24 protein-coding genes are annotated in these 25,539 nt (G+C 43.5%); 16 read left to right on the top strand and 8 right to left on the bottom strand.

All coding sequences use genetic code 11. From position 1 onward, the window contains the following. Window positions 1-7 precede the first annotated feature (7 nt). From PHU20_RS18350 to PHU20_RS18340, 3 genes are all read left to right on the top strand, one after another. The gene (locus tag PHU20_RS18350; RefSeq protein ID WP_274826871.1) at window positions 8-385 is read left to right on the top strand and encodes a hypothetical protein; all 378 of its coding nucleotides are present in this window, start codon (window positions 8-10) and stop codon (window positions 383-385) included. Window positions 386-490: 105 nt separating this feature from the next. Then, window positions 491-997: a hypothetical protein gene (locus PHU20_RS18345; protein ID WP_274826870.1), complete on the top strand. Its 507-nt coding sequence runs from the start codon at window positions 491-493 to the stop codon at window positions 995-997. A 223-nt stretch (window positions 998-1,220) separates the two neighbouring features. Further along, a complete protein-coding gene (locus PHU20_RS18340; RefSeq protein WP_274826869.1) occupies window positions 1,221-1,508 on the top strand; it encodes a GNAT family N-acetyltransferase in 288 nt (95 codons plus the stop codon). A 57-nt stretch (window positions 1,509-1,565) separates the two neighbouring features. On the opposite strand, the gene PHU20_RS18335 is transcribed toward PHU20_RS18340, so the two are convergent. Then, entirely contained in the window at window positions 1,566-2,756 is a 1,191-nt protein-coding gene (locus PHU20_RS18335; protein WP_274826868.1) for a molybdopterin molybdotransferase MoeA, read from the bottom strand. A 185-nt stretch (window positions 2,757-2,941) separates the two neighbouring features. Here PHU20_RS18335 and trpB point away from each other — a divergent pair, with 185 nt between their 5' ends. Beyond that, on the top strand, window positions 2,942-4,144 hold the full coding sequence (trpB, locus tag PHU20_RS18330) for a tryptophan synthase subunit beta (protein WP_274826867.1): 1,203 nt from the start codon (window positions 2,942-2,944) through the stop codon (window positions 4,142-4,144). Window positions 4,145-4,156: 12 nt separating this feature from the next. Here the strand turns inward: trpB and PHU20_RS18325 are convergent, their stop codons facing one another. From PHU20_RS18325 to PHU20_RS18295, 7 genes are read right to left on the bottom strand one after another with little or no spacing between them, the layout of a single operon-like run. Further along, complete coding sequence (locus PHU20_RS18325) at window positions 4,157-4,930, bottom strand: sulfite exporter TauE/SafE family protein (protein WP_274826866.1); 774 nt, start codon at window positions 4,928-4,930, stop codon at window positions 4,157-4,159. Beyond that, window positions 4,914-5,984, bottom strand: a complete 1,071-nt coding sequence (locus PHU20_RS18320; RefSeq protein ID WP_274826865.1) for a HesA/MoeB/ThiF family protein — start codon at window positions 5,982-5,984, stop codon at window positions 4,914-4,916. The genes PHU20_RS18325 and PHU20_RS18320 overlap by 17 nt, the downstream gene beginning before the upstream one ends. Window positions 5,985-5,986: 2 nt before the next feature. After that, entirely contained in the window at window positions 5,987-6,580 is a 594-nt protein-coding gene (gene mobA / locus PHU20_RS18315; RefSeq protein ID WP_274826864.1) for a molybdenum cofactor guanylyltransferase, read from the bottom strand. After that, the gene (gene moaC / locus PHU20_RS18310; protein ID WP_274826863.1) at window positions 6,564-7,037 is read right to left on the bottom strand and encodes a cyclic pyranopterin monophosphate synthase MoaC; all 474 of its coding nucleotides are present in this window, start codon (window positions 7,035-7,037) and stop codon (window positions 6,564-6,566) included. The genes mobA and moaC overlap by 17 nt, the downstream gene beginning before the upstream one ends. Then, window positions 7,038-8,021 (bottom strand): GTP 3',8-cyclase MoaA, encoded by a 984-nt coding sequence (moaA, locus tag PHU20_RS18305; RefSeq protein ID WP_274826862.1) that lies wholly within the window; start codon window positions 8,019-8,021, stop codon window positions 7,038-7,040. Between the two features lie 3 nt (window positions 8,022-8,024). Then, window positions 8,025-8,444: a molybdenum cofactor biosynthesis protein MoaE gene (locus tag PHU20_RS18300; protein WP_274826861.1), complete on the bottom strand. Its 420-nt coding sequence runs from the start codon at window positions 8,442-8,444 to the stop codon at window positions 8,025-8,027. Beyond that, entirely contained in the window at window positions 8,444-8,686 is a 243-nt protein-coding gene (locus PHU20_RS18295) for a MoaD/ThiS family protein (protein ID WP_274826860.1), read from the bottom strand. Before PHU20_RS18295 ends, PHU20_RS18300 begins: the two co-directional genes overlap by 1 nt. Before the next feature lie 242 nt (window positions 8,687-8,928). On the opposite strand from PHU20_RS18295, the gene PHU20_RS18290 reads away from it, so the two are divergent. From PHU20_RS18290 to PHU20_RS18235, 12 genes are all read left to right on the top strand, one after another. Continuing rightward, complete coding sequence (locus PHU20_RS18290; RefSeq protein ID WP_274826859.1) at window positions 8,929-9,738, top strand: TrmH family RNA methyltransferase; 810 nt, start codon at window positions 8,929-8,931, stop codon at window positions 9,736-9,738. Between the two features lie 41 nt (window positions 9,739-9,779). After that, window positions 9,780-11,012 (top strand): M48 family metallopeptidase, encoded by a 1,233-nt coding sequence (locus tag PHU20_RS18285; protein ID WP_274826858.1) that lies wholly within the window; start codon window positions 9,780-9,782, stop codon window positions 11,010-11,012. 44 nt (window positions 11,013-11,056) lie between these two features. Beyond that, entirely contained in the window at window positions 11,057-13,261 is a 2,205-nt protein-coding gene (locus PHU20_RS18280; protein ID WP_274826857.1) for a RelA/SpoT family protein, read from the top strand. Window positions 13,262-13,314: 53 nt separating this feature from the next. Further along, entirely contained in the window at window positions 13,315-13,770 is a 456-nt protein-coding gene (locus tag PHU20_RS18275; protein WP_274826856.1) for a Fur family transcriptional regulator, read from the top strand. Between the two features lie 12 nt (window positions 13,771-13,782). Beyond that, on the top strand, window positions 13,783-15,054 hold the full coding sequence (locus PHU20_RS18270; RefSeq protein WP_274826855.1) for an adenylosuccinate synthase: 1,272 nt from the start codon (window positions 13,783-13,785) through the stop codon (window positions 15,052-15,054). A gap of 281 nt (window positions 15,055-15,335) precedes the next feature. Next, window positions 15,336-17,366 (top strand): glycoside hydrolase family 97 protein, encoded by a 2,031-nt coding sequence (locus tag PHU20_RS18265; protein WP_274826854.1) that lies wholly within the window; start codon window positions 15,336-15,338, stop codon window positions 17,364-17,366. Window positions 17,367-17,370: 4 nt separating this feature from the next. After that, the gene (locus tag PHU20_RS18260) at window positions 17,371-18,768 is read left to right on the top strand and encodes a Gfo/Idh/MocA family protein (RefSeq protein ID WP_274826853.1); all 1,398 of its coding nucleotides are present in this window, start codon (window positions 17,371-17,373) and stop codon (window positions 18,766-18,768) included. A gap of 20 nt (window positions 18,769-18,788) precedes the next feature. Then, entirely contained in the window at window positions 18,789-19,469 is a 681-nt protein-coding gene (locus PHU20_RS18255; RefSeq protein WP_274826852.1) for a 3-keto-disaccharide hydrolase, read from the top strand. Window positions 19,470-19,481: 12 nt separating this feature from the next. After that, window positions 19,482-20,930, top strand: coding sequence for a Gfo/Idh/MocA family protein (locus PHU20_RS18250; RefSeq protein WP_274826851.1), 1,449 nt, complete (start codon window positions 19,482-19,484; stop codon window positions 20,928-20,930). Window positions 20,931-21,125: 195 nt separating this feature from the next. After that, window positions 21,126-22,829 (top strand): OstA-like protein, encoded by a 1,704-nt coding sequence (locus PHU20_RS18245; protein ID WP_420828690.1) that lies wholly within the window; start codon window positions 21,126-21,128, stop codon window positions 22,827-22,829. An 8-nt stretch (window positions 22,830-22,837) separates the two neighbouring features. Next, window positions 22,838-24,019 (top strand): aspartate aminotransferase family protein, encoded by a 1,182-nt coding sequence (locus PHU20_RS18240; RefSeq protein WP_274826849.1) that lies wholly within the window; start codon window positions 22,838-22,840, stop codon window positions 24,017-24,019. A 97-nt stretch (window positions 24,020-24,116) separates the two neighbouring features. After that, window positions 24,117-25,514: a tetratricopeptide repeat protein gene (locus tag PHU20_RS18235; protein ID WP_274826848.1), complete on the top strand. Its 1,398-nt coding sequence runs from the start codon at window positions 24,117-24,119 to the stop codon at window positions 25,512-25,514. Window positions 25,515-25,539 lie beyond the last annotated feature (25 nt).

Below are 25,539 nucleotides of genomic sequence, written 5' to 3'. Positions count from 1 at the left end.
TGACCCTATGATACATCAGGTCCGTATTTTTGGCGCAACCCTATTAATGGCCATTTACTGCTTGGCAGTAGGTGCCATTACGGATTACCCTGTTCATACAGATCATGCCCCCCTTGTTGACCACGCTACGAACGTCGACCAAAACCGTCCTGTTGTTCTGAACAACCTGTACAACCACTTTTCATTTTATGAAAGTACGTTCGATAGCCAAAATAACTCCCCGTCCCGGAATTTTGAAAATCCCTTGGTTAAACTATGGGCATCCGCCCAAGGGACCGAGCACCTTTTAAGAGCGGTATTCAAGCAGTATACCTTCTTTTTTGGAAACGCGCCGATTCAACTGCGGACAACGGATATTATCTTTCCCTTCCATTATTTTTGGTGATTCATTTTTAAGCTGTCAAATAATTCTTAATGACGGATATTAAATCGTTAGGCCTTGCTATACCATAGGCCCAATTACCCTTTTATTAAATTTAAATACTTAAAAATGAACATGGATTTAGGAAGCACCCTCATTGGTGCTTTAATAATAGTGATATGCACCATCCCCTTTATAATCATGGGGAAAAGCAGAAATAAAAAAGCTAAACAATTATTAAACTCCCTTCATAACAATGCTTCCCAGCATAATTGCCAGATAACCCAACATGAGGTTTTTGGCGATTTCGCCATAGGGATGGATAAGGAACATAATGCCCTATTCTTCGCTAGACGTTTAAAAGATTCGGAAGAAAAACAATTCGTTGACCTCTCTAAAATCAAAAACTGTGAGATCATCAATTCTGGGCGGACGATCCGCACTAAAAATGGGAATAAAAACGGAACCCATACCATAATCGATAGACTTGAATTAGGTTTTACCCCAATTGTAAAAAACGAACCCGAAATCAAATGGGAATTTTTTAACGCGGATATTAACTATCAGCCCAATGGTGAACTTATCGCGATGCGTCAATGGTCGAAAAACATCAATGAACAATTGATGCATTCGTAAAACAGCAAAAGCCTGATGTTCCTTACATCAGGCTTTTTTTATCCCAACCATTCACCATAAAGGAAATCGGTCTTTAATATCCAAGAACATTCTTAACTTTAAGACGCAATTAAAAGGGAGCTGCCTTATAGCAGCACTACTGGTTTTTTCCACTTTTATTCCATATAAAGGCACTGAAAATCAGGAAACCCATACATACAAACCCTAATGACCACATAAACCGATGGTACGATTCGAACAGGAAGACAATAAGGAAAAAGGACGTTTTATCATGTATGAAAATGAGGTATTGGCCGGGGAAATCACCTATACTTGGTCAGGAGAAACAAAATTCATCATAGACCATACGAGTGTAGACCCTGAATTCAGCGGTAAAGGTTTTGGGAAACAACTGGTGATTAAAGCCGTGGAATTTGCCAAGAACAACAATTTAAAGGTCGTACCTCGCTGCCCATATGCAAAAAAAGTCTTTGATAGGAATGTGGATCTACAACAGGTACTGTCCCATTGACTTTTTTGACCATCCGATTTTATAGGATGTGTTTTTTACCTCCGAATCGACCGGGTACTATCGGGTACCGACAAAAGTCACCACCTCCCCTTTCCCATAGGGCTCTTCCCTTGGAGGCAAACAAACGAATCCGTCAGAATGGACCAAACTGGTCAAATCGCCCGATCCGTTCTCACGAACGGGGAATGCCCAAAGACACCCTTTCCTGTTTTCGATTTTCACCTGCATAAAACGGGTCAACGGAGGTTTTACCGTAATGGAGGCGCCCAAAACTACTTCCCCTTTTTTGATTTCGATACCCAAACTGCGGTATAACCAAGGTAAAAAGTACAGATGATAATTGGCGAAAGTGGAAACCGGATTACCTGGAAATGAAAAGACAACGGTATTCAGGGCCGTTTGTTTCCCAAACCAAAAAGGCTTCCCCGGTTTTTGGGCGACCCTATGAAACACCTTTTCAACCTGAAGATCTTCAAGTACCCCGGGAATAAAATCGAACTTTCCCATAGACACTCCCCCACTCAACAATAACACATCATACATTTCCAAAATACGGGTAAGTTCTTCTTTAATAAGCGACCTATCGTCCTTAAGATGCATCGATGCCGTAGGTATTCCTTCTTGCCGTAAGGCCGCATATAGGGAAAGTACATTCGACTTTCGAATTTGATGGGGCTTAGGCTTCTCCGAAACCTCTACCAGTTCATTCCCAGTGGAGAGCATCATCACCTTCGGAAGTCTTTTCACCTTAAGCTCCGATTTACCAACAGTGGCCAAAACCCCGATTTCAGCAGGACCTATACGTGAATTTTCATGCAAGAGTACCGTACCTGAGACCACATCACTCCCTTTATAATGTATCTCTTGTCCCTTTTTTACCTCTTTCGTTAAAGTCGCATGGCCATCCTTGATTTTTATATGTTCGTACATGACCACGGTATCGGTATTTTGGGGCACCACGGCACCAGTCATAACCTCAATACAATTATGGGTGTTCTTTAATTTTTGTTGGGGCATTCCCGCACTGGCAAGGGCTTCTATTCCAAAAGTACCGATACCCGCTTCAAGCGCCTGTGAATTTATGGCGATCCCGTCCTTGGTAACCCGATCGAAAGGAGGGAAATCGCGATCCGCCAGGATATCCTCGGATAAGATCCTTCCAACGCTTTCCCTCAACGCAACGACCTCGGACCCCAATTCCAAAGAATGTTCCAACACTTTGGCATAAGCCTCATTAAATTCAATCATCCCAATTACTGTTTTAAGCACTTATACCCAAAGATAGAAATAAGAAATGCATCCGTACCAAAAACGCCATTCACAATTTAGGCCCAATAAAAAAAGGCTGTCCATGAACGGGGTTCATCAACATCAAATTCCGTAATTTTATGAAACCATTTTAACCCAATTAAATTGATATAATAAATCAGATTATGACCGAGAATTATTTTAAGACGTATCCGAATAACGAAGGATTTTTCAAGGAGTATGGCGGGGCTTTCATTCCCCCTATGTTAGAAGAAGAAATGAAAAAGATAACCGATGCCTATTACGCCATCAGTAAATCCCACAGTTTTATCTCGGAACTCCGAAGTATTCGCAAACACTATCAGGGACGTCCTACCCCTGTATATTACTGTAACCGGCTTTCGGAAAAATATGGGGGAAGGATTTACCTCAAAAGGGAAGATCTAAACCATACGGGAGCCCATAAATTGAACCATTGCATGGGAGAGGCCCTTTTGGCCAAGCATTTAGGCAAAAAGAAATTGATCGCCGAAACGGGCGCCGGGCAACATGGGGTCGCCTTGGCAACGGCCGCAGCTTACTTTGGGCTGGAATGTGAAATCCATATGGGGGAAGTAGACATGGCAAAGGAACATCCCAATGTAGTACGAATGCGAATCCTTGGTGCGAAGGTCGTACCGGTCTCCCACGGATTGAAAACTTTAAAAGAGGCCGTTGACTCCGCTTTTGAAGCCTATATGAAAGACCCTATCAATACCATCTATTGTATTGGATCTGTGGTAGGACCACATCCTTTTCCCATGATGGTGCGCGATTTTCAGCGTGTCGTCGGTATTGAGGCCAAAGAACAGTTTTTTGATATGACCGGGGAATTACCGGATAACATCGTGGCTTGCGTTGGGGGCGGTAGTAATGCCATGGGTATTTTTTCCGCCTTTTTAGAGGATAGCGAATGTAGTCTTTATGGGATAGAACCAGGAGGTCGTTCCTTGGAACACGGGGAACACGCCGCAACAATGACTTTGGGGAAACCAGGAATTATCCACGGTTTCAAATGCTACACCCTACAGGATGAAGATGGGGAACCCAGTCCCGTTTATTCCGTAGCCAGTGGTTTGGATTATCCAGGGGTAGGTCCTGAACACAGTATGCTCAAAGACCTAAAGAAAGTAAGTTACGATGTCGTTTCCGACAAGGAAACCATCGATGCCTTTTTTGAATTGAGTCGAATGGAAGGCATTATACCCGCACTGGAAAGTGCCCATGCCGTTGCCTATGCCTTTAAACTGGCACAGGAAAAACCAAGGGAATCCATTTTGGTGAATTTAAGCGGTAGAGGCGATAAGGATATTGATTTCGTGGTTGACAATTATGAAATGCCCGAATAACGGGCTACCCATTTAAAACCACCCCAGGCCATTGACCAAAAATACCCGCAAGCCAACGATCAACACCAATATTGCGGTTATTCTTTTAATACCATTGGCGGACAATCTGCTAAGGCTTAGCCTTACACCCAATTGTCCGCCAATCAATACCGTGGCCCCCAATGCCAAGGTTTCCATCCATGGAAGTTCAATGGTCCCTGACACCATCAACCCTATTAATCCCGAAATGGAATTCACCAAGATAAAAAAGCTTGCCAAGGCGGCAATTTTGACGGATTTGTCCCAATTGATGTGATTCAGGATCGGGGCCAAAAAAATACCTCCACCAATGCCCACCAATCCTGACAACATTCCAATGGCTCCCCCGATCAAATAGCTGAAATATTTCGGATAAACTTTCGTGGGTTCATTCCATCGAAACCCTGAAGTCTGCCAGAGCAATGAAACGGATGAGATGACCAAAGCCACTCCGAGAATGATAAAAAACACCTCTTCCTTCAATCGGAAAGAAGCCCCTATGAATGCCATGGGAATACTGGTGATCACGAAAGGCAAAAAGTCCTTTAACCGGGTATGTCCGTGTTTCAAGTAAAGGAACGTACTTCCAGAAACCACGACCAAATTGCAGACCAATGCAATAGACCGAATGGCAAAAAAATTGACGAACACAAGGGTCAACAAAGCCAAATAACTGGAACCGCCCCCGAAACCTACAGAGGAATATAAGGTAGATACCACGAAAAAACCCAAACATAAGAGAATCAATCCCTCAATACTTAATTGCATACCTTTTCAATTGCTCGATCCCTCCGTTTATATTAATGATGTTCGATCCATTCCTATACGCTTTAAGTATTGATTGGGCCTCAAGACTTCGGGATCCACTATGGCACAGAACATACACCGGCCGATCATAATCAATGGTGTTTTTCCAATCCTCAATACGTTCCAAAGGAAGATTGATGGAATTCGCCAAATGGAATTCCCCATACTCTTCGACCGTACGCACATCAATGATCTGTATATCATCGTCCAACAATTTCTCAAAATCAGCCGTTTCAATGCTGTCTTCATCAAAACCACATGCGAATCCGTAGGCTTCTTGCAGCGCCGTTATCCTCAAATTCGCAGGAATTGCTTTGAATTTTATTTTTCGGAACGTTTGATCAAGGCCATTGAACAACAATAATTTTCCGGACAATACTTCCCCCACCCCCGTTACTACTTTAACGGCCTCAAGCGCCTGAAGGTTTCCGACTATTGCCGGAATTACGCCGAGCACCCCATGTTCATTACAATTGGGCACTTCAGTGGCTGAGGGCATATTTGGAAAAAGGCAGCGATAGGTAGGCCCGTTATTGTGATTGAATACGCTTACCTGGCCCTCAAAACCGTGTAGGGCCCCATAAACAAAAGGCTTTTTCAATAGGACACAGGCGTCATTGATCAGATAGCGCGTCGGAAAATTATCGGTGGCATCGATAACCAGGTCATACCCCTTGATAATGGTCAAGGCATTGTCCAAAGTCAAAAAATCGTAATAGGGGATCAATTCCGTATCCGGATTTTGTTTTTTTAATTTCCCGATGGCTATATCCAATTTGGCATGCCCTACCTCATCCCGATCATACAATACCTGCCGATGTAAATTGGTTATGGAAACAATATCTTCCTCGACAATACCTAAAGTACCGACACCCATGGCATTCAAATAGGTAAGTACGGGAACACCCAATCCTCCGGCACCAACGACCAATACCTTGGCTTTTGTTAATTTCGCTTGGGCCTCTGGGCCAAAATCCTTAAGCTGTAATTGTCTGGAATAGCGTTCCCCTTGCATGTCTAAGTTAATTTTGCCAATGCCTCTTCATATTCCGATTCCGAATTGGCATTCATCAATACGTTTTCGTTTTCCGGATATACCAAATGGGTATCGTTATTGATCAGGAACTTACGCGGACAAGATCCATTTAGACCTTCCGACATATAGGAGACAGCCGCACTGAGTCCGTTCGGCTCCCAAATGGCACACAACGGTTCTGGAAGTGGATTTTCCCTTAAGGCGTAGGAGGTGGCTATGGAAGTGGGTTTACGCTGCCCGATAAGATCCCGCAACGCCTTTTCATCAAATAAGGGCAAGTCGCATGCCAAGACCAACCAAGCTACCTCAGGATATGCTTTGTGTGCGGATAAGATACCGTTAAAAGGGCCTTTGAAAATGTCCTCATCGACAACGGTCTTGAACTTGGGATCCATTGCCCCGACCTGATCTTTGCGTACACTCATGAATACAGTATCACAGACTTTTCCCAACAAGCGATACAAATATTCCCGTTGGGGCATTCCATGGTAGGCAATAAGGCCTTTATCCTTGCCCATTCGCGTGCTTTTACCCCCAGCAAGTACCAACCCATATATTTTAGCGACTGAAGTCATGCTTCCCTCCTGTTTTTTGTAATAATTGAATATTTGAAATGGTGATATCCTGAGATAAGGCCTTACACATATCATAAATGGTCAGGGCGGCTATGGAAACCCCGGTCAAAGCCTCCATTTCCACGCCCGTTCGCTCCGTGCACTTCACCATACAGGTAATGTTCAAGGCATTCTTCCCCGGTTTAATGGCGACATCTACTTTGGAAAGCTTTAGTTGATGGCATAAGGGAATCAAATCCGAGGTTCTTTTTACGCCCTGTATCCCGGCGATTATGGCCGTTTGGATAATGCTGCCTTTTTTGCCCAGGAACTCTTGGGCTTTCAAGGTATCATATATTTCTTTAGGAAAACGTACCATCCCCGATGCCACAGCCATACGGGCGGTAACCTTTTTCCCTGAAACATCTACCATGGAAGCATTCCCCGCTTCATCTATATGTGAAAGTTTTTTATCCATTTATCCTCCGATTGTGGTCATTGAATTGGTATACGTCCCTTGGTGTTGCTGTTGTGCCTCAAAGCCTGTTTTGGCCCTACTTCCTATGGCCTTCAATATTTGCTCCTTTACCTTCTCCCCGGACGACTCCCCTCTCAAGATATCCCGGATATTGGTACAAGGTTGTGCATAAAGGCATGTGATCACGTCCCCGGTGGCCGTAATTCGCAATCGATTACAACTTCCGCAAAATGTTCTGCTAAAAGATGGTATGACCCCGAATGTACCCTTAAAGCCCGGAATTTTATAATTCATTGAGGTCGATGTTGCTTCCGAGGGAATTTCTTCAAAATCAGGATAGGCCTCCTTGATATGCGATAAAATACGTTTGTAGTCCCACGCATTGGCTTCAAAATGCCGTGACCCCCCATTAAATGGCATTTCTTCCAAATAACGGACACTAACGTTATAATTTTTGGCCAATGCCAACATGGGCAGGATATCCCCTGTGTTCTGTCCCTTCAATACAATGTAGTTGATGCGCACATTGAAGCCTTCGGCAATCATTCGCAAGATATTGTCGTACACCGTATCGTAGGCATCCCTCCTAGTGATCTTCTCAAAGGTTTCCCGGGTGATGGCATCCAAACTGACATTGATGTTCTTGATGCCCAACGCATTGAGTTCCTTTAAATAGGGCCCTATTAAAGTAGCGTTCGTGGTTATGGATATATCCTTTAAACCTATCATCTTGGTCAAATCGCGCAACAATACGATAAGATCTTTTCGCACAAAGGGCTCCCCTCCGGTTATCCGTATTTTATCGATTCCCTGAGACACCAAAATACCGCTCAATCGAGAGAGTTCCTCAATGGTGAAAAGTGCGTTTTTCTTGGAAAAGTCTATCCCGTTTTCCGGCATGCAATAATTACAGCGGAGATTGCAGCGATCGGTAACGGCCAAACGCAGATAATTGATTTTTCTATTGTGATTGTCTACCAACATATATTAGGGGTGGGCCGAAACCCAAACTGATTTATCCTTGAACATTTCCTTTTTCCATATCGGTACGGTTTCCTTTAGGGTATCGATCATATACCTACATGCTGCAAAACAAGCATCCCTATGCGCGGTTGAAACCCCGATGACCACTACGGGTTCCTGTACTTTCTTAAGACCTACCGCATGGCGAATGACCACTTTGTTCAATGGCCATTTCGCAGCCGCTTGTTCAACGATTTTGGCCATTTCCTTTAAAGCCATCGACTCATACGCCTCAAACTCCAGCGAGATAACGGTTTCGGTATGGGTAAAATCCCTGACGGTTCCCACAAACACGCAAATACCCCCACTTTTGGCATCTGACAGTTCATCATACACCTTGGCCGTATCTATGGCTTCTACGATTTCTATTATCGGTTTCTCCATTACCCTCCGCTTACTGGTGGAATTATTGCAATCTCGTCTTCCTGCCCCAAATGTTCATCCAAGGCCGCATATTCCCCATTGACAGCAACCGCCAAGGAGGACAAGGTATTGAATTTCGGATACGTATCTTTCAACACATCGAGTAATTCCCCTACCGATTCCGGTTGTTCCCCTGATGTGGACAAATCCAACGAAGAACTCCCTACGATGTCCCTAGCTATCCCAAATAAAAATATTTCCATATCCCAAGTTCCTGAATCCTTTTCATGATAAGTGACCGAAAAATAACACTTTCAAGATCAATCCCCTCTATACAAAATGGTAAATTTTATATTCATCCAACATTTTAGTCGTCAAAAAGAACCAAATCAATCAAAATAATACTGAAAACTTTTCCACAACGATCATTTGACCATTCATTATATGCATCACTTCGTCCCAAAATAAAGACCTGTATTTATGGCTTTGCCGTATTTTTGTACCAATGGATACACCAAAACAAATTAGCAGTCTTCAAAATACGCTGATCAAGCAAATCGTTCTTCTTCGGGAAAAATCACGGGAAAGGCGCAAACAAGGATTGTTCATTATGGAAGGCAAAAGGGAATTGACCTTGGCCATTAAGGCCGGATATGAGATCAAATCCTTACTTTATTACCCCGGCATCCTATCGAATAAGGAAGCCTTGGGATCTATTGCCAATTCCAAAATCAAACCTGAATTGATCGAGGTTTCCGAGGCCGTATATCAAAAATTGGCCTACCGCGATTCCACCGAAGGGGTCATTGCCGTTGTAAAGGTTAAGGACCATGCTTTGGAAAATCTTGTTTTACCCAACCAAAAAGCGTTGATCTTAGTTGCGGAAGCCCCAGAAAAACCGGGAAACATCGGCGCTCTTTTACGTACTGCGGATGCCGCCGATTTAGATGCCGTACTTATTGCCAATCCGAAAGGGGATTTATACAATCCCAATATCATACGTTCGAGTGTGGGGTGTATATTCACCAATAATATCGGCACTGGGAGTACGTCGGAAATTTTGGCTTTCCTAAAGGAAAGGAACATACGTATCCTCTGTGCGGCCTTGTCCGCTTCGGAGAGCTATATCAAAACCGATTTTACCGAGGCCTGCGCCATTGTCGTAGGCACTGAAGCCACCGGCCTCTCTGAAGAGTGGTTGGAGGCCTCCACGCAGAACATCATTATCCCCATGGAAGGTGAAATAGATTCCATGAACGTTTCCGTATCGGCGGCAATACTTATATTTGAGGCCAAACGACAACGCGCTATATAGGTACAGCCCCATTGCCATTTCAGTTATATCAAAATCATAAAATGACCCATACCCTATTATTTTACAGTATCATCGCCATATTGACGGTCCAATTCATTATCGAAACCATTTTGGACTATCTGAATTCAAAACGTTACAATGACCCCATACCGGATGAATTGCAGGACGTTTATGAAATTGAGGAGTACCTGAAGTCCCAGGATTACAAAATGACGAATTATAAATTCGGACTTTTAACCTCGACTTTCTCTTTGGCGCTCACCTTGGGATTCCTCTTTTTTGGTGGTTTTGAATGGTTGGATACGATTGCACGAAGTGTCTCGGACAACCCTATACTGGTCGCTTTGGTATTCTTTGCGATCATCATGATCGGCAGTGATTTGATCACTACGCCTTTTGGCTACTATAAAACCTTTGTGATAGAGGAGAAATTCGGTTTTAACAAGACCACCAAGACTACATTCATTATGGATAAATTGAAGGGGTATTTGATGATGGCCCTAATCGGAGGTGGCCTTACCGCACTGATCATCTGGTTTTTTGGGTGGGCAGGCACCTACTTTTGGGTGTATGCTTGGGCCGTGGTGGCGGTATTTACCCTATTCATGAATTTGTTTTACAGCAGATTGATCGTACCCCTTTTCAACAAACAGAAACCTTTGGAACAAGGCAGTCTTAAAAGCAAGATCGAGGCCTATGCCCACAAGGTAGGCTTTGAGATCAAGAATATTTTCGTCATTGACGGATCAAAACGGTCTACCAAGGCCAATGCCTATTTCTCCGGTTTCGGCAAAGAAAAAAGGGTGACATTATACGACACCTTGATCAACGATCTTGATGAAGACGAAATCGTGGCCGTTTTGGCCCATGAAGTGGGCCATTACAAACGCCATCATATCATATTCAACCTTATCATCTCCATACTGTTGACAGGGTTTACGCTTTTCCTTTTATCCCTGTTCATAAACAACCCCGAAATTTCGAAAGCCATCGGGGTTTCAAGACCCAGTTTTCATGCGGCACTTATCGGTTTTGGCATTCTTTATAGTCCGATTTCCGAAATTACCGGGCTGATCATGAATTATCTATCGCGTAAATTTGAATACCAGGCCGATGATTTCGCAAAACATACTTTTGCGGCCAAACCGCTGATAACCTCTCTTAAAAAGCTGTCAAAGAACAGCTTAAGCAACCTAACCCCCCACCCTGCTTATGTTTTCATGCATTATTCACACCCGCCTTTGATCGCACGTGTCAGAAATTTAAAGGCATAATTATTGTTGTGGATGTAAATGGGATTGCGTAAATTTATTAGAGTATGACACCAACTGCTATCGAAAAAGAGAATAAGGAAATTGCGAAGCAATACAAGGAACTCCTTAAAATAAGCTATCAGACGCTTACGGATGATGATAAAGCGCTGATTCGGCATGCCTTTGAGATTGCCGTTGATGCCCATAAGGATCAGCGAAGAAAATCGGGGGAAGCCTATATTTTCCATCCCATAGCGGTTGCGAAGATAGTCGCTTCGGAAATAGGCCTAGATGCCGTATCCATAGCATCGGCCTTATTGCATGATGTCGTGGAGGACACCGATTACACGCTCGATGATATAGAACGCATGTTCGGGGAAACGGTTGCCCGTATCGTAGACGGTCTAACAAAGATCGCCCACCTTAAAAAGGACATGAACATTTCACAACAAGCGGAAAATTTCCGTAAGATGTTGTTGACCCTTCATGACGATGTACGCGTCATCATCATAAAAATCGCAGACAGGTACCACAATATGCTCACCTTGGAGTCCATGCCCGAGCATAAGCAGGTAAAAATGGCATCGGAGACCTTATATATATATGCCCCTTTGGCACACCGAATAGGCCTATATAATATAAAGACACAACTCGAGGACCTCAGTTTAAAATATACCGAACCCGAAGTGTATAATGATATCTTGGACAAGATCGAAGAATCTACCGAGGAACAACAGGCCTATATCGATGATTTTACCGGCATTATCCAGGATTCGCTGGATAAGGAAGGACTTAATTACCATATAAAAGGCCGAATGAAATCGATCTTCTCCATACGAAAGAAGATGAAGGTACAGAATGTTTCCTTTGACCAGATTTACGATAAATTCGCTATTCGTATCATTTACCGATCCGACCGCGCCAATGAAAAGTTCCTGGCTTGGAAGATCTATTCCATTGTCACGGATCACTTCACACCTAATCCCGTTCGGTTAAGGGATTGGATTTCCTCCCCGAAATCAACAGGATACGAAGCCTTGCACATTACGGTAATGGGGCCCATGGGCAAATGGGTAGAAGTACAGATCCGAAGTGAACGCATGCATGAGATTGCGGAAAAAGGATATGCTGCCCATTTTAAATACAAGCATGGCGAACAAAAAGAACAGGGCATAGAGGAGTGGTTGAACAAATTACAGGAAGCATTGGAAAATTCGAATACCAATGCCGTTGATTTTGTCGAGGAATTCAAACTCAATCTTTATTCCAAGGAAATTTTTGTTTTCACCCCTTTGGGGGAATTGAAATCGATGCCCAAAGGTGCCACACCCCTTGATTTTGCTTTTAACATCCATACAGAGGTGGGCATGCATACCCGTGGGGCCAAAGTGAACGGAAAACTGGTCCCCCTGAACACCACCCTGAAAAGTGGTGACCAGGTAGAAATAATCACTTCCGACCAAGCCAAGCCAAACCAAAACTGGCTCGACTATGCCACGACCGCTAGGGCACGGGCCAAAATAAAATCATCCCTAAGGGAAGAGAAGAAAGTCATCGCCAATGAGGGCAAGGAAATTTTGCGAAGAAAACTCAAATCGCAAAAAATAACCCTTAACGAAGATACCATCAACAAGATGGTCATGTACTTCAAATTAAAGACCAGCCTTGATTTGTTCTATCGTGTTGGGGTGGGTGCCATAGACAATCAAAAAATCAAGGACTTTACCGCCTCTTATAACAATGCATTCATAAGTTTCTTTAAGAGCAAGATCAGGAGAAGCCCCGTCCTCGAGAATATCGATAAGGATGAGATAACCGCAAAATATGATATGCTCGTCTTTGGCAAGGAAGAGGAAAAACTGGACTATACGCTTTCCCAGTGCTGCAATCCGATCCCGGGGGATCCGGTATTCGGATTCATCAGTGTTAGTGAAGGCATCAAAGTGCATAAAAAAAATTGTCCCAACGCCATCTCATTACAATCCAACTATGCTTATCGCATCATTAGCGCAAAATGGATCGATTCATCACAGGAAGAGTTCCGAGCTGAAATAAAATTAACGGGCATCGATACTGTGGGTCTGATCAGTGAAATCACCGAGATCATATCCACGCACATGAACGTAAACATGCAAAACCTTAATTTCAGTACGGAAGGCGGTACTTTCACCGGAAGGATCACTGTGGTGGTAAAGAACAATAATATTCTTCAAAAACTGATAAACAACCTAATGCTTATCAGTGGGATCGATAAAGTAAGCCGAGTATAGAACTTAATTAAAATTTAAGCGTACCTTTGTACATTAATGCAGTGATTATTGTTATGCCTCCTAACAAAAACCAGGAAATTGTCAAAAACGTATTCACCACCTTTTTAGAAGAAAAAGGGCATAGGAAAACACCCGAACGCTACGCCATTCTCCAAGAAATCTACGAAAGTGATGAACACTTTGATATAGAATCGCTCTATATCAACATGAAAAACAAGAATTATCGGGTAAGTCGGGCCACCTTATACAATACCATAGAACTTCTGTTGGAGTGTAAATTGGTGCGTAAGCATCAGTTTGGAAAAAATCAGGCACAGTACGAGAAATCTTATTTTGATCGTCAACACGATCATGTGATCTTAACCGATACCGGGGAAGTGATGGAATTCTGCGACCCTCGGATCCAATCCATCAAAAAGACCATCGAAGAGGTTTTTGACATAAAAATCACCAATCACTCATTATACTTTTACGGAACCAAAAACAAAGAAGGTAAAACAAACAAATAACCAAACTAAACAATGGCAGTAGATTTATTGTTGGGATTACAGTGGGGAGACGAAGGAAAAGGTAAAATTGTCGATGTACTCACCAAAAACTATGATATAATAGCACGTTTTCAAGGAGGGCCAAATGCCGGGCACACCTTGGAATTTGATGGGATCAAACACGTTTTACATACCATCCCCTCAGGCATTTTCCATAAGAAAGCCATAAATGTCGTCGGTAACGGCGTGGTCATCGACCCCGTTATCTTTAAGAAAGAACTTGAGGCTTTGGACGTCTTTGATATTGATGTAAAATCAAAGTTGTTCATAAGTAGAAAAGCCCATTTGATTTTACCGACCCATCGTTTATTGGATGCCGCCTCGGAAACTTCCAAAGGAAAAGCCAAAATCGGCTCTACCTTGAAAGGTATCGGTCCAACCTATATGGACAAAACCGGTAGAAACGGAATGCGTATCGGTGATTTGGAGTTATCCGACTGGAAAGATAAATACCGGGCCTTAGCCGATAAACACGAAGCTATGATCGGTTTTTACAATGTGGATATCCAATATAATCTCGAAGAACTCGAATCTGAATTCTTCAAGGCTATAGAAAAGCTTAAAGAACTGACCTTTATCGATAGCGAGGAATATTTGTACCAAGCCCAAAAGGCCGGCAAAAAAATATTGGCAGAAGGTGCCCAAGGATCATTATTGGACATTGATTTCGGGACATATCCCTTTGTTACGTCGAGCAATACCACAGCGGCAGGTGCCTGTACCGGCTTAGGGGTCGCCCCTAACCAAATTGGCGATGTAAAAGGTATTTTCAAAGCCTATACCACCCGTGTAGGAAGTGGACCTTTCCCCACCGAACTCTTCGACGAGGATGGGAAGACCATGGCGAGTGTGGGCAATGAATTTGGCGCCACCACGGGTAGGCCGAGGAGATGTGGTTGGCTTGATCTTGTTGCATTGAAATATGCCGTTCAGGTAAACGGGGTCACCGAACTTATGATGATGAAAGGTGATGTACTCAGTGGATTCGAAAAACTTAAGGTATGTACGGCCTACAATTATAAGGGGGACGTGATCAAGCACCTACCGTATAATATTGAGGCCGAAAATGTAACCCCCATATATACCGAGATGAAGGGTTGGTCCCAAGACTTGACCAAAATGAGCAAGGAAGAAGAATTTCCTGAATCCTTGAATGATTATATCAACTTTTTAGAGAAAGAATTGGAAGTGCCCATTAAAATAGTTTCCGTTGGTCCGGATAGGACCCAAACGATTCACAGGTAGTTCGGGCAACTTCTTTTTTTAACGTAATTCATACGACTTAAGTGCCTTGTAAGATAAAATCTTGCAGGGCACTTTTTTTTTATGCCCCACATTTACACTACAACAATCTTCCTATAGACTGCTAAAAAACGATGGATTTCAATTTTTTAATTGGGTGTTTTATTGTAAATTGAATCACCATCCATCCGAGTTAAGAAATGAATTGCCCAACCACTACAATTGAGTTCATTTACCCCCATCCAATCCGTCCTTTCGGTTTTTCCTCAAGATGTTATTTTTAAATGAAAATGAAAACAACCAACTACTTTATCCTGACCAACGTAGGGGCTATCAAGGCCTACCTCCTGATTTTATTTCAACTGCTTACCGTTTATCGGGCACTTGGTCAACAAGAAATTGAATTAAGCTCCCCGAATGAAAAACTGAAAATAAGCATAAGCCTATCCGATGACATCACTTGGAAGGGTGATTTCAACGGATCCGTGGTCATTAGCCATGCCATGATGGCCATGGATATGGGCAACGGCAGGGTTTTGGGCAAAAACCCGGTTTTACGTAAAAAAGGACTTGAACAAAAAACGGAAAACCATATCCCGGTAGTCCCCAATAAAGATTCCGAAATCCGTAGCATTTTCAATGAATTGACTTTAAACTTCAAGGATAATTATCAATTGGTTTTCCGCGCCTATAACGATGGCATGGCCTATCGATTCATTGATGGAAACCAAAAGTCGACGCACGTTTATCACGAAGAAATGGCCTTGACCTTTCCCCAAGCGACTTCGAGTTATTTCCCGGAAGAAGAATCATTTTATTCCCACAATGAACGCAATTACCAAACAAAATCATTGGATGAAATAGAGAACGGTGCTTTTTGCAGTCTCCCCGTACTCTTCGACACCCAAAGCGCAAAAGTATTGTTTACCGAATCGGCTTTGATCGATTATCCCGGTATGTTCTTGGCCAAAACGACTGAAAACACCATGGCTTCGACTTTTCCGAAATACGTTCTCAAAGCCGTACCTAATGAAGGATCTTCTCCCGATCGCAACCAAATAATCGAACAGGAAGCCGATTTTATTGCAAGAGTCGATGGCAAACGTTCATATCCTTGGAGGGTATTCATCATCAGTGATGACGATAGGACATTCGTAGAAAGTAACCTGGTCACCATTTTGGCCGACACCTCGAAGATTACCGATACCGATTGGATAAAACCAGGACAGGTGGCTTGGGATTGGTACAATGCGAACAATATTTATGGGGTCGATTTTAAGGCCGGACTCAATATGGAAACCTATAAATATTATATCGATTTTGCCTCTAAGAACGGAATCGAATATGTCATTCTCGATGAAGGATGGACGAAATCGACCACTGAAATCTTGGAAGACAACGAATTTCTTGATGTCCCCGATCTCATAAAATACGCCAAATCCAAAAATGTCGATATCATCTTATGGGTTTTATGGAAACCCCTTTATGAAAATCCCGATGAAATCCTAAAATTATACAGTAGTTGGGGGGCTGTCGGTATTAAAGTGGATTTTATGCAACGCAGCGACCAATATGTGGTGGACTCTTATGGTAAAATTGCCGAAATTGCCGCCAAGTACAAATTGATGGTCGACTATCATGGTGCATTCAAACCTGCAGGTGTGGAACGACTATGGCCCAATATCGTTAATTATGAAGCTGTCAGGGGCAATGAGAACAATAAATGGACCGACGAGATTACCCCTGAACACAATGTGACCATACCCTTTATCCGTATGGCGGCCGGACCAATGGATTATACACCCGGAGCAATGATCAACATGAACCAAGTGAATTATGAAACGGGCGCGGCCAATTTTGCACCTTTATTCACCAGACCCATGAGCTTTGGGACAAGGGCTCACCAGGTTGCCATGTATATAGTTTATGAAGCACCCCTTCAAATGCTATGCGAATCGCCCACCATTTATTACAAGGAACAGGAAACCGTTGATTTTATCACCTCAATACCAACGGTGTGGGATGAAACCATTGTCTTGGAAGGCGCTGTTGCCGATTATATCGTTATTGCCCGTAGGAATGGGGATACCTGGTATATTGGGGCTATGACCGATTGGACGCCAAGGGATTTTGAAATAGAACTTTCTTTTTTGGGAGAAGGTACCTATACCCTAAAAACGTTTGAAGACGGAATAAACGCTTCAAGAAATGCCCAGGATTACAAAACAACCACCCAAGAAGTGTACCCTACCTCAAAGCTGAATCTAGAATTATCAAGTGGTGGAGGATACTCCGCTATAATTACCAAAAAGTAGGACCATGAAGAACATCAACAGAAGAAACTTCATTAAGAAAACGTCGTTGGCCGGCAGCGCGCTGGCGGTATCCCCGACAATAGCCCATGGAGCCTACGCTTTTTCCGGACGCCCCTATGGAGCAAAGTATATGGGCGATTTCGCCGCACCCAAATTAGAGACCGTTCGTGCAGCCTTCATCGGAGTGGGAGCACGAGGTCCGGAACATCTTAAATTCTTTGCTTCATTACCGGGCACCGAGGTGGTAGCGGTATCGGATCTATATCGGGATCTGACGGAAAAATGGAGTAACGAAGCCCAAGAAATGGGAAATGGAAAAAGACATAAAAACATAGCCCAATATTATGGGAATGAAAACCAATGGAAGACCATGCTGGCCGAGGTAAAACCCGATGTCGTCTTCATAGCCACCAATTGGCACAACCATGCCCCAATGGCCATCGAGGCCATGAAACAAGGTGCACATGTATTCGTGGAAGTGCCGATTGCGGTAACATTGGATGAAATGTGGGAAATCGTAAATACATCGGAGCAGACCCAAAGGCACTGCATGATGATGGAAAACGTCAACTATAGTCGGGATGAGTTGATGTTCCTGAATATGTGTAGGCAAGGCGTTATCGGGGATTTATTGCATGGCGAAGCTTCCTATATCCATGAGCTTCGGTTCCAAATGGAAGAACAAGAACGTGGTACCGGTTCTTGGAGAACGCATCATTATGCCAAGCGAAATGGGAATCTATACCCCACCCATGGTCTCGGACCTGTGGCCCAATACATGAATTTAGCAAGGAAGGAAGATACCTTTGAGAGCCTTGTTTCCTATTCGACCCAAGCCTTGGGAAGGAAATTGTATGCCGAAAAGAACTATCCGACCGACCATAAATGGAACAAGTTGGATTACCAGGGAGGGGACCTGAATACGTCTATAATCAAAACCTCCGTGGGCCGCACGATAATGGTCCAATGGGACGAAACAAGTCCCCGCCCCTATTCCAGATTGAACCTTATTCAAGGAACCAAAGGCATTTTAGCCGGTTTTCCAACAAGAATCGCCTTGGAAGGCGGTGTTTCTGGGGCAACTGAAAACCACCACTCATGGGCCCAAGGGGAACAATTGGCCGCTATCTATGAAAAATATGACCACCCACTATATAAAAGATTGAACCAAGCCACCAAAAATACCGGACACGGGGGAATGGATGGAATGATGATGTACCGTATCGTGGAATGTCTACAGCAGGGATTACCTTTAGATCAAAATGTCTATGAGGGTTGTTTTTGGAGTGCGGTTTCCCCACTGAGTGAGCGCTCCGTGGCCCATGGGGGAGCACCACAACAATTTCCCGATTTTACCCGAGGTAAATGGAAAGACACGAATCCTTTGGATATAATTTTATGATCCACCTTCATCTCCGACCGATGGTTAAAATAATTGACATACAGCACCTATTCGTTATGGTCGCATTTCTTGTCCTTAGTTCATGTGCCTCCCAAAAAAATGCAAATGAATCGGGGTTTTATGCCCTTTTCAACGGAAAAGATCTAACTGGTTGGGTAGGCAATACCTCATCGTATCGGGCCGAAGATGGTATGATCGTCGTTGACCCCAATGGGGGTGGAAGTGGGGGCAATCTTTTTACCGAAAAGGAATACGGCGATTTTATACTACGCTTTGAATTTCAATTGACCCCAGGGGCGAACAATGGTCTTGGCATACACGCCCCTTTGGAAGGAGATGCCGCATACGTAGGGAAAGAATTACAGATATTGGATAATACCGCAGACAAGTATAAAGACCTACAACCCTATCAATACCATGGTTCGGTCTATGGGATTATTCCTGCCCAACGCGGTTATGGAAAACCCGTTGGGGAATGGAACCTTCAAGAAGTTTTCGTAAAGGGATCGACCATAAAAGTCACCTTAAACGGAACGACCATTTTGGATGGTGATTTTATCGAAGCGAGTAAAAATGGTACCATGGATAAAAAAGACCATCCGGGATTACACAGGACCCAAGGCCATATCGGTTTTCTGGGCCACGGGGATATTGTCCGTTTTAAAAACATCAGGATCAAGGAGCTAACAACCAATAAATAAATTGAATATTTTATGTGCGCACACCATAAAGAACGTCGGGATTTTGTCAAGAAAAGCAGTTTAGGGATCTTGGGAATGGCCATGGCCCCTAGCCTAATCGGTCAAATGGGACCTAAGAACCGTTTAAGGACCGCACATATCGGGGTTGGCGGAATGGGCAATGAGGACTTAAAGGCCATCGCCTCCCACAAATCAGTTGATGTTGTCGCCCTTTGTGATGTGGACAGTACAAATTTAGCCGCAGCCAAGAAAATGCATCCCACTGCAAAAGTTTTTGCCGATTACCGGGTCATGTTAAAGGAAATGGAAAATGAAATTGATGCGGTCATTGTATCCACCCCGGATCACTCCCATGCCCCTGCTTCCCTATTGGCCATGGAATCGGGCAAACCGGTCTATTGTCAAAAGCCCCTTACCCATCATGTTTCCGAAGCTAGGGCTATGGAAAAAATGGCAACCGATAAAGGCCTTGTCACGCAAATGGGCATACAAGTGCATTCGTTCTATGATTACAAATTGGCGACCCTATTGATACAGTCGGGAATCATCGGTAAAGTGCATACGGTACGTGCATGGTCTCCAAAAAATTGGGGGTATGACGGTCCCGAACCCCAAGGTAGCGACCCGATCCCCGATTCATTGGACTGGAACCTATGGTTGGGCACCGCAAAAAAAAGACCTTATAAAAAAGACATCTATCATCCGGGAAATTGGCGAAAATTAATGGATTTTGGCTGTGGCACCCTCGGGGATATGGGGGTACATATTTTTGACACCCCATACAACGCCCTTGGATTGGACGTCCCCAGGACAATACGCAATGAGTGTCGGGAACCCAACCGATTCGGCTTCCCGGAAAACAATAAAGTCACCTATGAGTTTCCGGGCACCAACTATACCGCGGAAACCTTGACATGGGTTTGGTATGACGGACCAGGTGCGCCCAAAATGCACGAAGACCTCCTATTGCCTGGGGCCATCGAAACCATTCCGGATGATGACAAAGCGGCAAAGGGGAAGTCGGTCAAAGAGAAAATGTCGTTGGAAACCAAAGCGACAAAAGAAGGTAAATTACCCGAACAGGGCGCCATGTTCATTGGTGAGAAAGGTCGCCTGTTATTGCCGCACTTCATGGAATTGCCAAGGAAAATCGTCGATGGCAAGTATGTGGATATTTCCGCGGAAATCGCTGAATTGGAAAAGATCCATAATATGGGCAAGCCCATTAGAAACTACGGTTCGGAAGGACCAAAACACTACCATCAATTTGTAGATGCCTGTTTGGGGAAAGCTACTTGCAGTGCCCCATTTTCCTATGCCTCAAGGCTGACGGAAACGATCCTTTTAGGGGTAATTGCCGGTCGCTTTCCGAACAAGACGTTACATTGGGACACCAAAACGGCACAATTCAAGGAAACGGAGGCTAATCAATATTTGGAATCCCCCTACAGGGTATTCTAAATTATAAGGACGGTATGGAAAAACGGTCCACATCGCTATGGCAGAATCGGTTGCATTCCGTTTGGTTTAGACCATGCCATTTACATCTGGATGGTTTTCCTACATTGTTCCCAAAAACATGCTGTTTGCTAATTCTATCCTAATCATTGATATCACTCCCTTAAAAAATCATATTTTTGGGCAAAATTATGTACGTTGTTGGGTAAAATAAAATACTTACTGCTTCTATTGGTTTCTTTCCCCCTATTTGCACAAGATCCCCCCAGAAAAGAGGCAAAACAAATCAATATTGTTTATGGGGCCAACTTCACTAAGGATGAAGCCCGCTATCCCGGAGCTTCGATTTTTAGCAAGGATAATCGGCAGATCCAATTTGAACATGAAGGGGCCGATCTATTCTGTGATATTGCCATTTATTATCAAAAGGAAAACAAGCTAAAAGCCATTGGCAACATTCGCTTACAGCAGGGAGATTCCATCAACATGACCAGTGGCAAGATCAATTATGACGGTAATGAGAACATGGCCAAAGCTTGGGAAAATGTTGTTTTGACCAGTAGTTCCAATATGACGCTAAAGACAGACACCCTGCGATTCAATCGCTTGGAACAACAGGCATATTATCAGGATTTTGGTACGGTAATCGATTCCGTGAATACCTTGACCAGTGAAGTAGGACGCTATTTTCTGGAAAACAAAAAATTACAGTTCCTGGACAGCGTGCATATCGTAAATCCCGATTACATCCTGGATTCCGAACAATTGGATTATTACGAAACATCGAAAAACGCCTATCTCTACGGACCTTCGACCATAACGGGCAAAGCCTATAAAATATATTGTGAGCGTGGTTTTTATGACACCAAGGTAGAGAGCGGTTACTTTATAAAAAATACGAGAATCGATTACAACAACCGTATCATTAAGGGCGATAGCGTCTATTTTAACAAAGCTAGGGAGTTTGCGTCGGCCACCAACAACATTCGGGTCATCGACACGGTAAACAATGGAATGATAAAAGCCCATTATGCGGAGGTTTTCAAGGCCAAGGATTCCGTTTTTGCCACAAAACGGGCCGTATCCATTTCATTAATGGAACAAGATTCGCTCTATATGCACGGGGATACACTCATGCTGACCGGGAAACCGGAGCACAGGATCCTTCGGGCATTCAGGAATGCCAAGTTCTATAAGACCGATTTAAGTGGTAAATGCGACTCGATCCATGCCGATCAAAAAACAGGCATAACCCAACTGATCACCAATCCCATCATATGGAACGGCCCAAATCAAATGACCGGAGACAGCATTCATTTAAAGTCGGACCTAAAGACTGAAAAAATGGATTCGCTCAAGGTAATGAACAATGCCTTTATAATTTCGTTGGACAGCATCAGTATGAAAGGGTACAACCAGGCAAAAGGCAAGGACCTTTTCGGAAAATTCGAAGACAACCAGCTTAAACTCATCGATCTAATAAAAAATACGGAGCTCATTTATTACATGTACAACGATGATAACGAGCTTATCGGGATAAACAAGACCATATGCAGTGCCATTCGTATGAGCTTGGCGAACAATGACATCGATGAGCTCACCTTTTTCACGAATCCCGACGGGGACATTTTCCCGGAAAAAGATCTTCCCGAAAACAGCAGGAAGTTAAAGGGGTTCCTCTGGCGTGGTGATGAACGTATCATTACCAAGGATGACATTTTCGATGATGACGACAACAATTTGGTACTTCCGGTCTTTCGGGGAATATCGAACCCCATCGATATCGATGCCGAAGAAGAGGAACGGAGCAAAAATGAAGGAGATCCGGTAAACAATATTCCACCGAAAAATGACAAAGCCACTGATCCCAAAAAGGATTTGAAGCTGCAGAAAGTCAAATAACAGGCGCCATGAAAGATGATTTTCTAAAATTCCAAGCCCAGACGTCTCCCCACCCTTTAGCGTTGCACGTATCACATGCCCAGGGGTCTTTTATCCATGACAATGAAGGGAATGCCCATTTGGATTTTGTTGCAGGCGTTTCCGCTTGTAGTTTGGGCCATTGCCATCCGAAGGTGGTCAATGCGATAAAAGAACAAGTGGACAAGTATATGCATGTTATGGTATACGGGGAATATATACAAGAACCTGCGGTGGCCTATACGAAACTCCTGGCCTCCCAACTCCCTTCGCCATTGGAAACGACCTATTTGGTCAATTCGGGAACCGAGGCCATTGAAGGGGCTTTGAAATTGGCCCGCAGATTTACGGGAAGAAGCCAGATCATTGCCGCAAAAAAAGCCTATCACGGCAACACCATGGGAAGTTTGAGCCTTATGGGACTGGAAGAACGAAAAGGTGTATTCAGGCCCTTGATACCGGATATTTCCTATATCGGGTTTAACGAACCTTCCGATCTTGAAGCTATCACGAAAAAAACGGCAGCCGTTATTTTAGAGACCATCCAGGGAGGTGCCGGTTTTATCGAACCCCAAAATGATTATCTGGCCAAAGTCAGGGAACGCTGTACCGAGGTAGGTGCCCTGTTGATATTGGATGAAATCCAGCCGGGTTTTGGGCGCACTGGAAAGTTGTTCGCCTTCGAAAATTACAATTGTGTACCCGATATCCTGGTCATAGGCAAAGGTATGGCCTCAGGACTTCCGGTAGGGGCATTCGTTGCTTCGAACGAGATGATGTCGACCTTACAAGATGACCCTAAAATGGGGCATATCACCACTTTTGGAGGTAACCCCGTTATTGCTGCGGCCTCCTTGGCAACCTTGTCGCATATTGTCGAAAGTAATCTAATGGCCGAGGCTTTGACCAAGGAAAAACACATCCGTAGCTTACTCAAACACAAGTACATTAAAGAAATACGAGGCAAAGGACTCATGCTTGCATTGATCCTTGAAAACCCTGAAATAGCCGACTATCTTATCTTAAAAGCAGCTAAGGAACACCTTATACTTTTTTGGCTTTTGTTCGAAAAAAGTGCGGTCAGGATAACCCCTCCCCTTACCATTTCAATAAAGGAAATTGAGGAAGGATGCCAGACCATACTTACGATCTTAAACGAATACAAACAATAAGTTGTTAACTAATTTGTTAATAATATAGACCAATCCGGGATGAAAACTTAGTCTCAAAAGACTACTTTTAAATCCATAGTCTAACTAAATAGTACCTATGGCAGAAGCCAATGAAAGGCCCAATAAGCCCATTGCCAAGTTTGAATCCATGCTGAAGACCGATGATGTCTATTTTTTTGACGCTGAAGACTTTGAAGACATTATCCACCATTACCTCAACCATGGTAAAATAGCTTTGGCAAAGAAGGCCATTAAGATCAGTTTACGACAACACCCCGACTCCATTGCGTTGAAACTTTTGGATATTGAGGTTCTTGTTTTCGAAAACAACCTTGATAAGGCCGAGGAGTTATTGGATAAACTCCAAATGTTGGATAGTTCCAACGAGGAGATCTTTATCCAAAGAGCCAACATATATTCAAAAAAAGACAACCACGAAGCTGCCGTCAAGCTATTGAAAAAGGCATTGGAGCTCGCGGACGACAGTTATGACATCCATTCTCTATTGGGAATGGAATATCTTTTCATGGACGAATTCAAACTGGCCAAAGAAAGCTTCATGCAATGCGTTAATTATGACGACCAGGATTATTCCTCCCTATACAATGTGATCTATTGCTTTGATTTCCTTGAGGATTTTGAGGGGGCCATTGTCTACCTGAACGAATACTTGGACAGGAACCCTTATTGTGAAGTGGCCTGGCATCAACTGGGGAAACAGTATTACTCCAAACGCATGTTCAAAGAGGCCTTGACTGCTTTCGATTTTGCCATTATTTCGGACGACTCCTTTATCGGGGCCTATTTTGAAAAGGGCAAGGTGTTGGAAAAACTGGGCAAATACCATGAGGCCATAGAAAACTACGAGACCACCATTCAAATCGAAGATCCCACTTCACATGCCTATTTGCGCATCGGCAAATGTTATGAACATTTGGGCAATGATGAAATGGCCAAATATTATTACTACCAAACCGTGCATGAAGACCCCTTATTGGATAAAGGTTGGTTGGCCATAACGGATTTCTATTTCGGCAAAGAGGATTTCGAAAAAGCCCTTCACTACATCAACAAGGCCTTGAACATTGATGGGGAAAATCCGTCCTATTGGAAAAAAAACGCGAATATCAACGCTGCGTTGGGAAATTATGACCAAGCCGATTTTTCATTCAAACAAGCCGTTGAACTGGGAAATTACGAGTTGGACACCTGGTTGAGATGGGCAAACGTCACTAAGGCGAACAAGGATTATGAAGCGGGTATCCAAATATTGGCCCAAGGATTGGAATTTTACCCCGAAAGCGCAGAGATCCAGTACAAAACCGTAGGGCTCTATCTCTTGGCCCATGACAAAATCAATGCCCGTATTCGTTTGCTCGACGCCTTACATAAGAACTTCGAAAAAATAAATATCTTTCAAGAAGAGTTTCCCGATTTCTACAAAACCGAATGGGCCCAGAACATAATAGCGAATAACAAAAGAGCTTCTAGATAAATAAACTATTTTTGTTTTTTTTTAT

The sequence above is a fragment of the Maribacter polysaccharolyticus genome, assembly GCF_028882255.1.
Lineage (GTDB): Bacteria > Bacteroidota > Bacteroidia > Flavobacteriales > Flavobacteriaceae > Maribacter_A > Maribacter_A polysaccharolyticus.
This window is presented reverse-complemented; position numbering and strand designations above follow the sequence as displayed.

Excerpts from the sequence above, each read along its gene's own strand:
- PHU20_RS18350 (WP_274826871.1), top strand. The coding sequence starts at position 8 with ATGATACATCAGGTCCGTATTTTTGGCGCAACCCTATTAATGGCCATT.
- PHU20_RS18345 (WP_274826870.1), top strand. The coding sequence starts at position 491 with ATGAACATGGATTTAGGAAGCACCCTCATTGGTGCTTTAATAATAGTG.
- PHU20_RS18340 (WP_274826869.1), top strand. The coding sequence starts at position 1,221 with ATGGTACGATTCGAACAGGAAGACAATAAGGAAAAAGGACGTTTTATC.
- PHU20_RS18335 (WP_274826868.1), bottom strand. The coding sequence starts at position 2,756 with ATGATTGAATTTAATGAGGCTTATGCCAAAGTGTTGGAACATTCTTTG.
- trpB (WP_274826867.1), top strand. The coding sequence starts at position 2,942 with ATGACCGAGAATTATTTTAAGACGTATCCGAATAACGAAGGATTTTTC.
- PHU20_RS18325 (WP_274826866.1), bottom strand. The coding sequence starts at position 4,930 with ATGCAATTAAGTATTGAGGGATTGATTCTCTTATGTTTGGGTTTTTTC.
- PHU20_RS18320 (WP_274826865.1), bottom strand. The coding sequence starts at position 5,984 with ATGCAAGGGGAACGCTATTCCAGACAATTACAGCTTAAGGATTTTGGC.
- mobA (WP_274826864.1), bottom strand. The coding sequence starts at position 6,580 with ATGACTTCAGTCGCTAAAATATATGGGTTGGTACTTGCTGGGGGTAAA.
- moaC (WP_274826863.1), bottom strand. The coding sequence starts at position 7,037 with ATGGATAAAAAACTTTCACATATAGATGAAGCGGGGAATGCTTCCATG.
- moaA (WP_274826862.1), bottom strand. The coding sequence starts at position 8,021 with ATGTTGGTAGACAATCACAATAGAAAAATCAATTATCTGCGTTTGGCC.
- PHU20_RS18300 (WP_274826861.1), bottom strand. The coding sequence starts at position 8,444 with ATGGAGAAACCGATAATAGAAATCGTAGAAGCCATAGATACGGCCAAG.
- PHU20_RS18295 (WP_274826860.1), bottom strand. The coding sequence starts at position 8,686 with ATGGAAATATTTTTATTTGGGATAGCTAGGGACATCGTAGGGAGTTCT.
- PHU20_RS18290 (WP_274826859.1), top strand. The coding sequence starts at position 8,929 with ATGGATACACCAAAACAAATTAGCAGTCTTCAAAATACGCTGATCAAG.
- PHU20_RS18285 (WP_274826858.1), top strand. The coding sequence starts at position 9,780 with ATGACCCATACCCTATTATTTTACAGTATCATCGCCATATTGACGGTC.
- PHU20_RS18280 (WP_274826857.1), top strand. The coding sequence starts at position 11,057 with ATGACACCAACTGCTATCGAAAAAGAGAATAAGGAAATTGCGAAGCAA.
- PHU20_RS18275 (WP_274826856.1), top strand. The coding sequence starts at position 13,315 with ATGCCTCCTAACAAAAACCAGGAAATTGTCAAAAACGTATTCACCACC.
- PHU20_RS18270 (WP_274826855.1), top strand. The coding sequence starts at position 13,783 with ATGGCAGTAGATTTATTGTTGGGATTACAGTGGGGAGACGAAGGAAAA.
- PHU20_RS18265 (WP_274826854.1), top strand. The coding sequence starts at position 15,336 with ATGAAAATGAAAACAACCAACTACTTTATCCTGACCAACGTAGGGGCT.
- PHU20_RS18260 (WP_274826853.1), top strand. The coding sequence starts at position 17,371 with ATGAAGAACATCAACAGAAGAAACTTCATTAAGAAAACGTCGTTGGCC.
- PHU20_RS18255 (WP_274826852.1), top strand. The coding sequence starts at position 18,789 with ATGGTTAAAATAATTGACATACAGCACCTATTCGTTATGGTCGCATTT.
- PHU20_RS18250 (WP_274826851.1), top strand. The coding sequence starts at position 19,482 with ATGTGCGCACACCATAAAGAACGTCGGGATTTTGTCAAGAAAAGCAGT.
- PHU20_RS18240 (WP_274826849.1), top strand. The coding sequence starts at position 22,838 with ATGAAAGATGATTTTCTAAAATTCCAAGCCCAGACGTCTCCCCACCCT.
- PHU20_RS18235 (WP_274826848.1), top strand. The coding sequence starts at position 24,117 with ATGGCAGAAGCCAATGAAAGGCCCAATAAGCCCATTGCCAAGTTTGAA.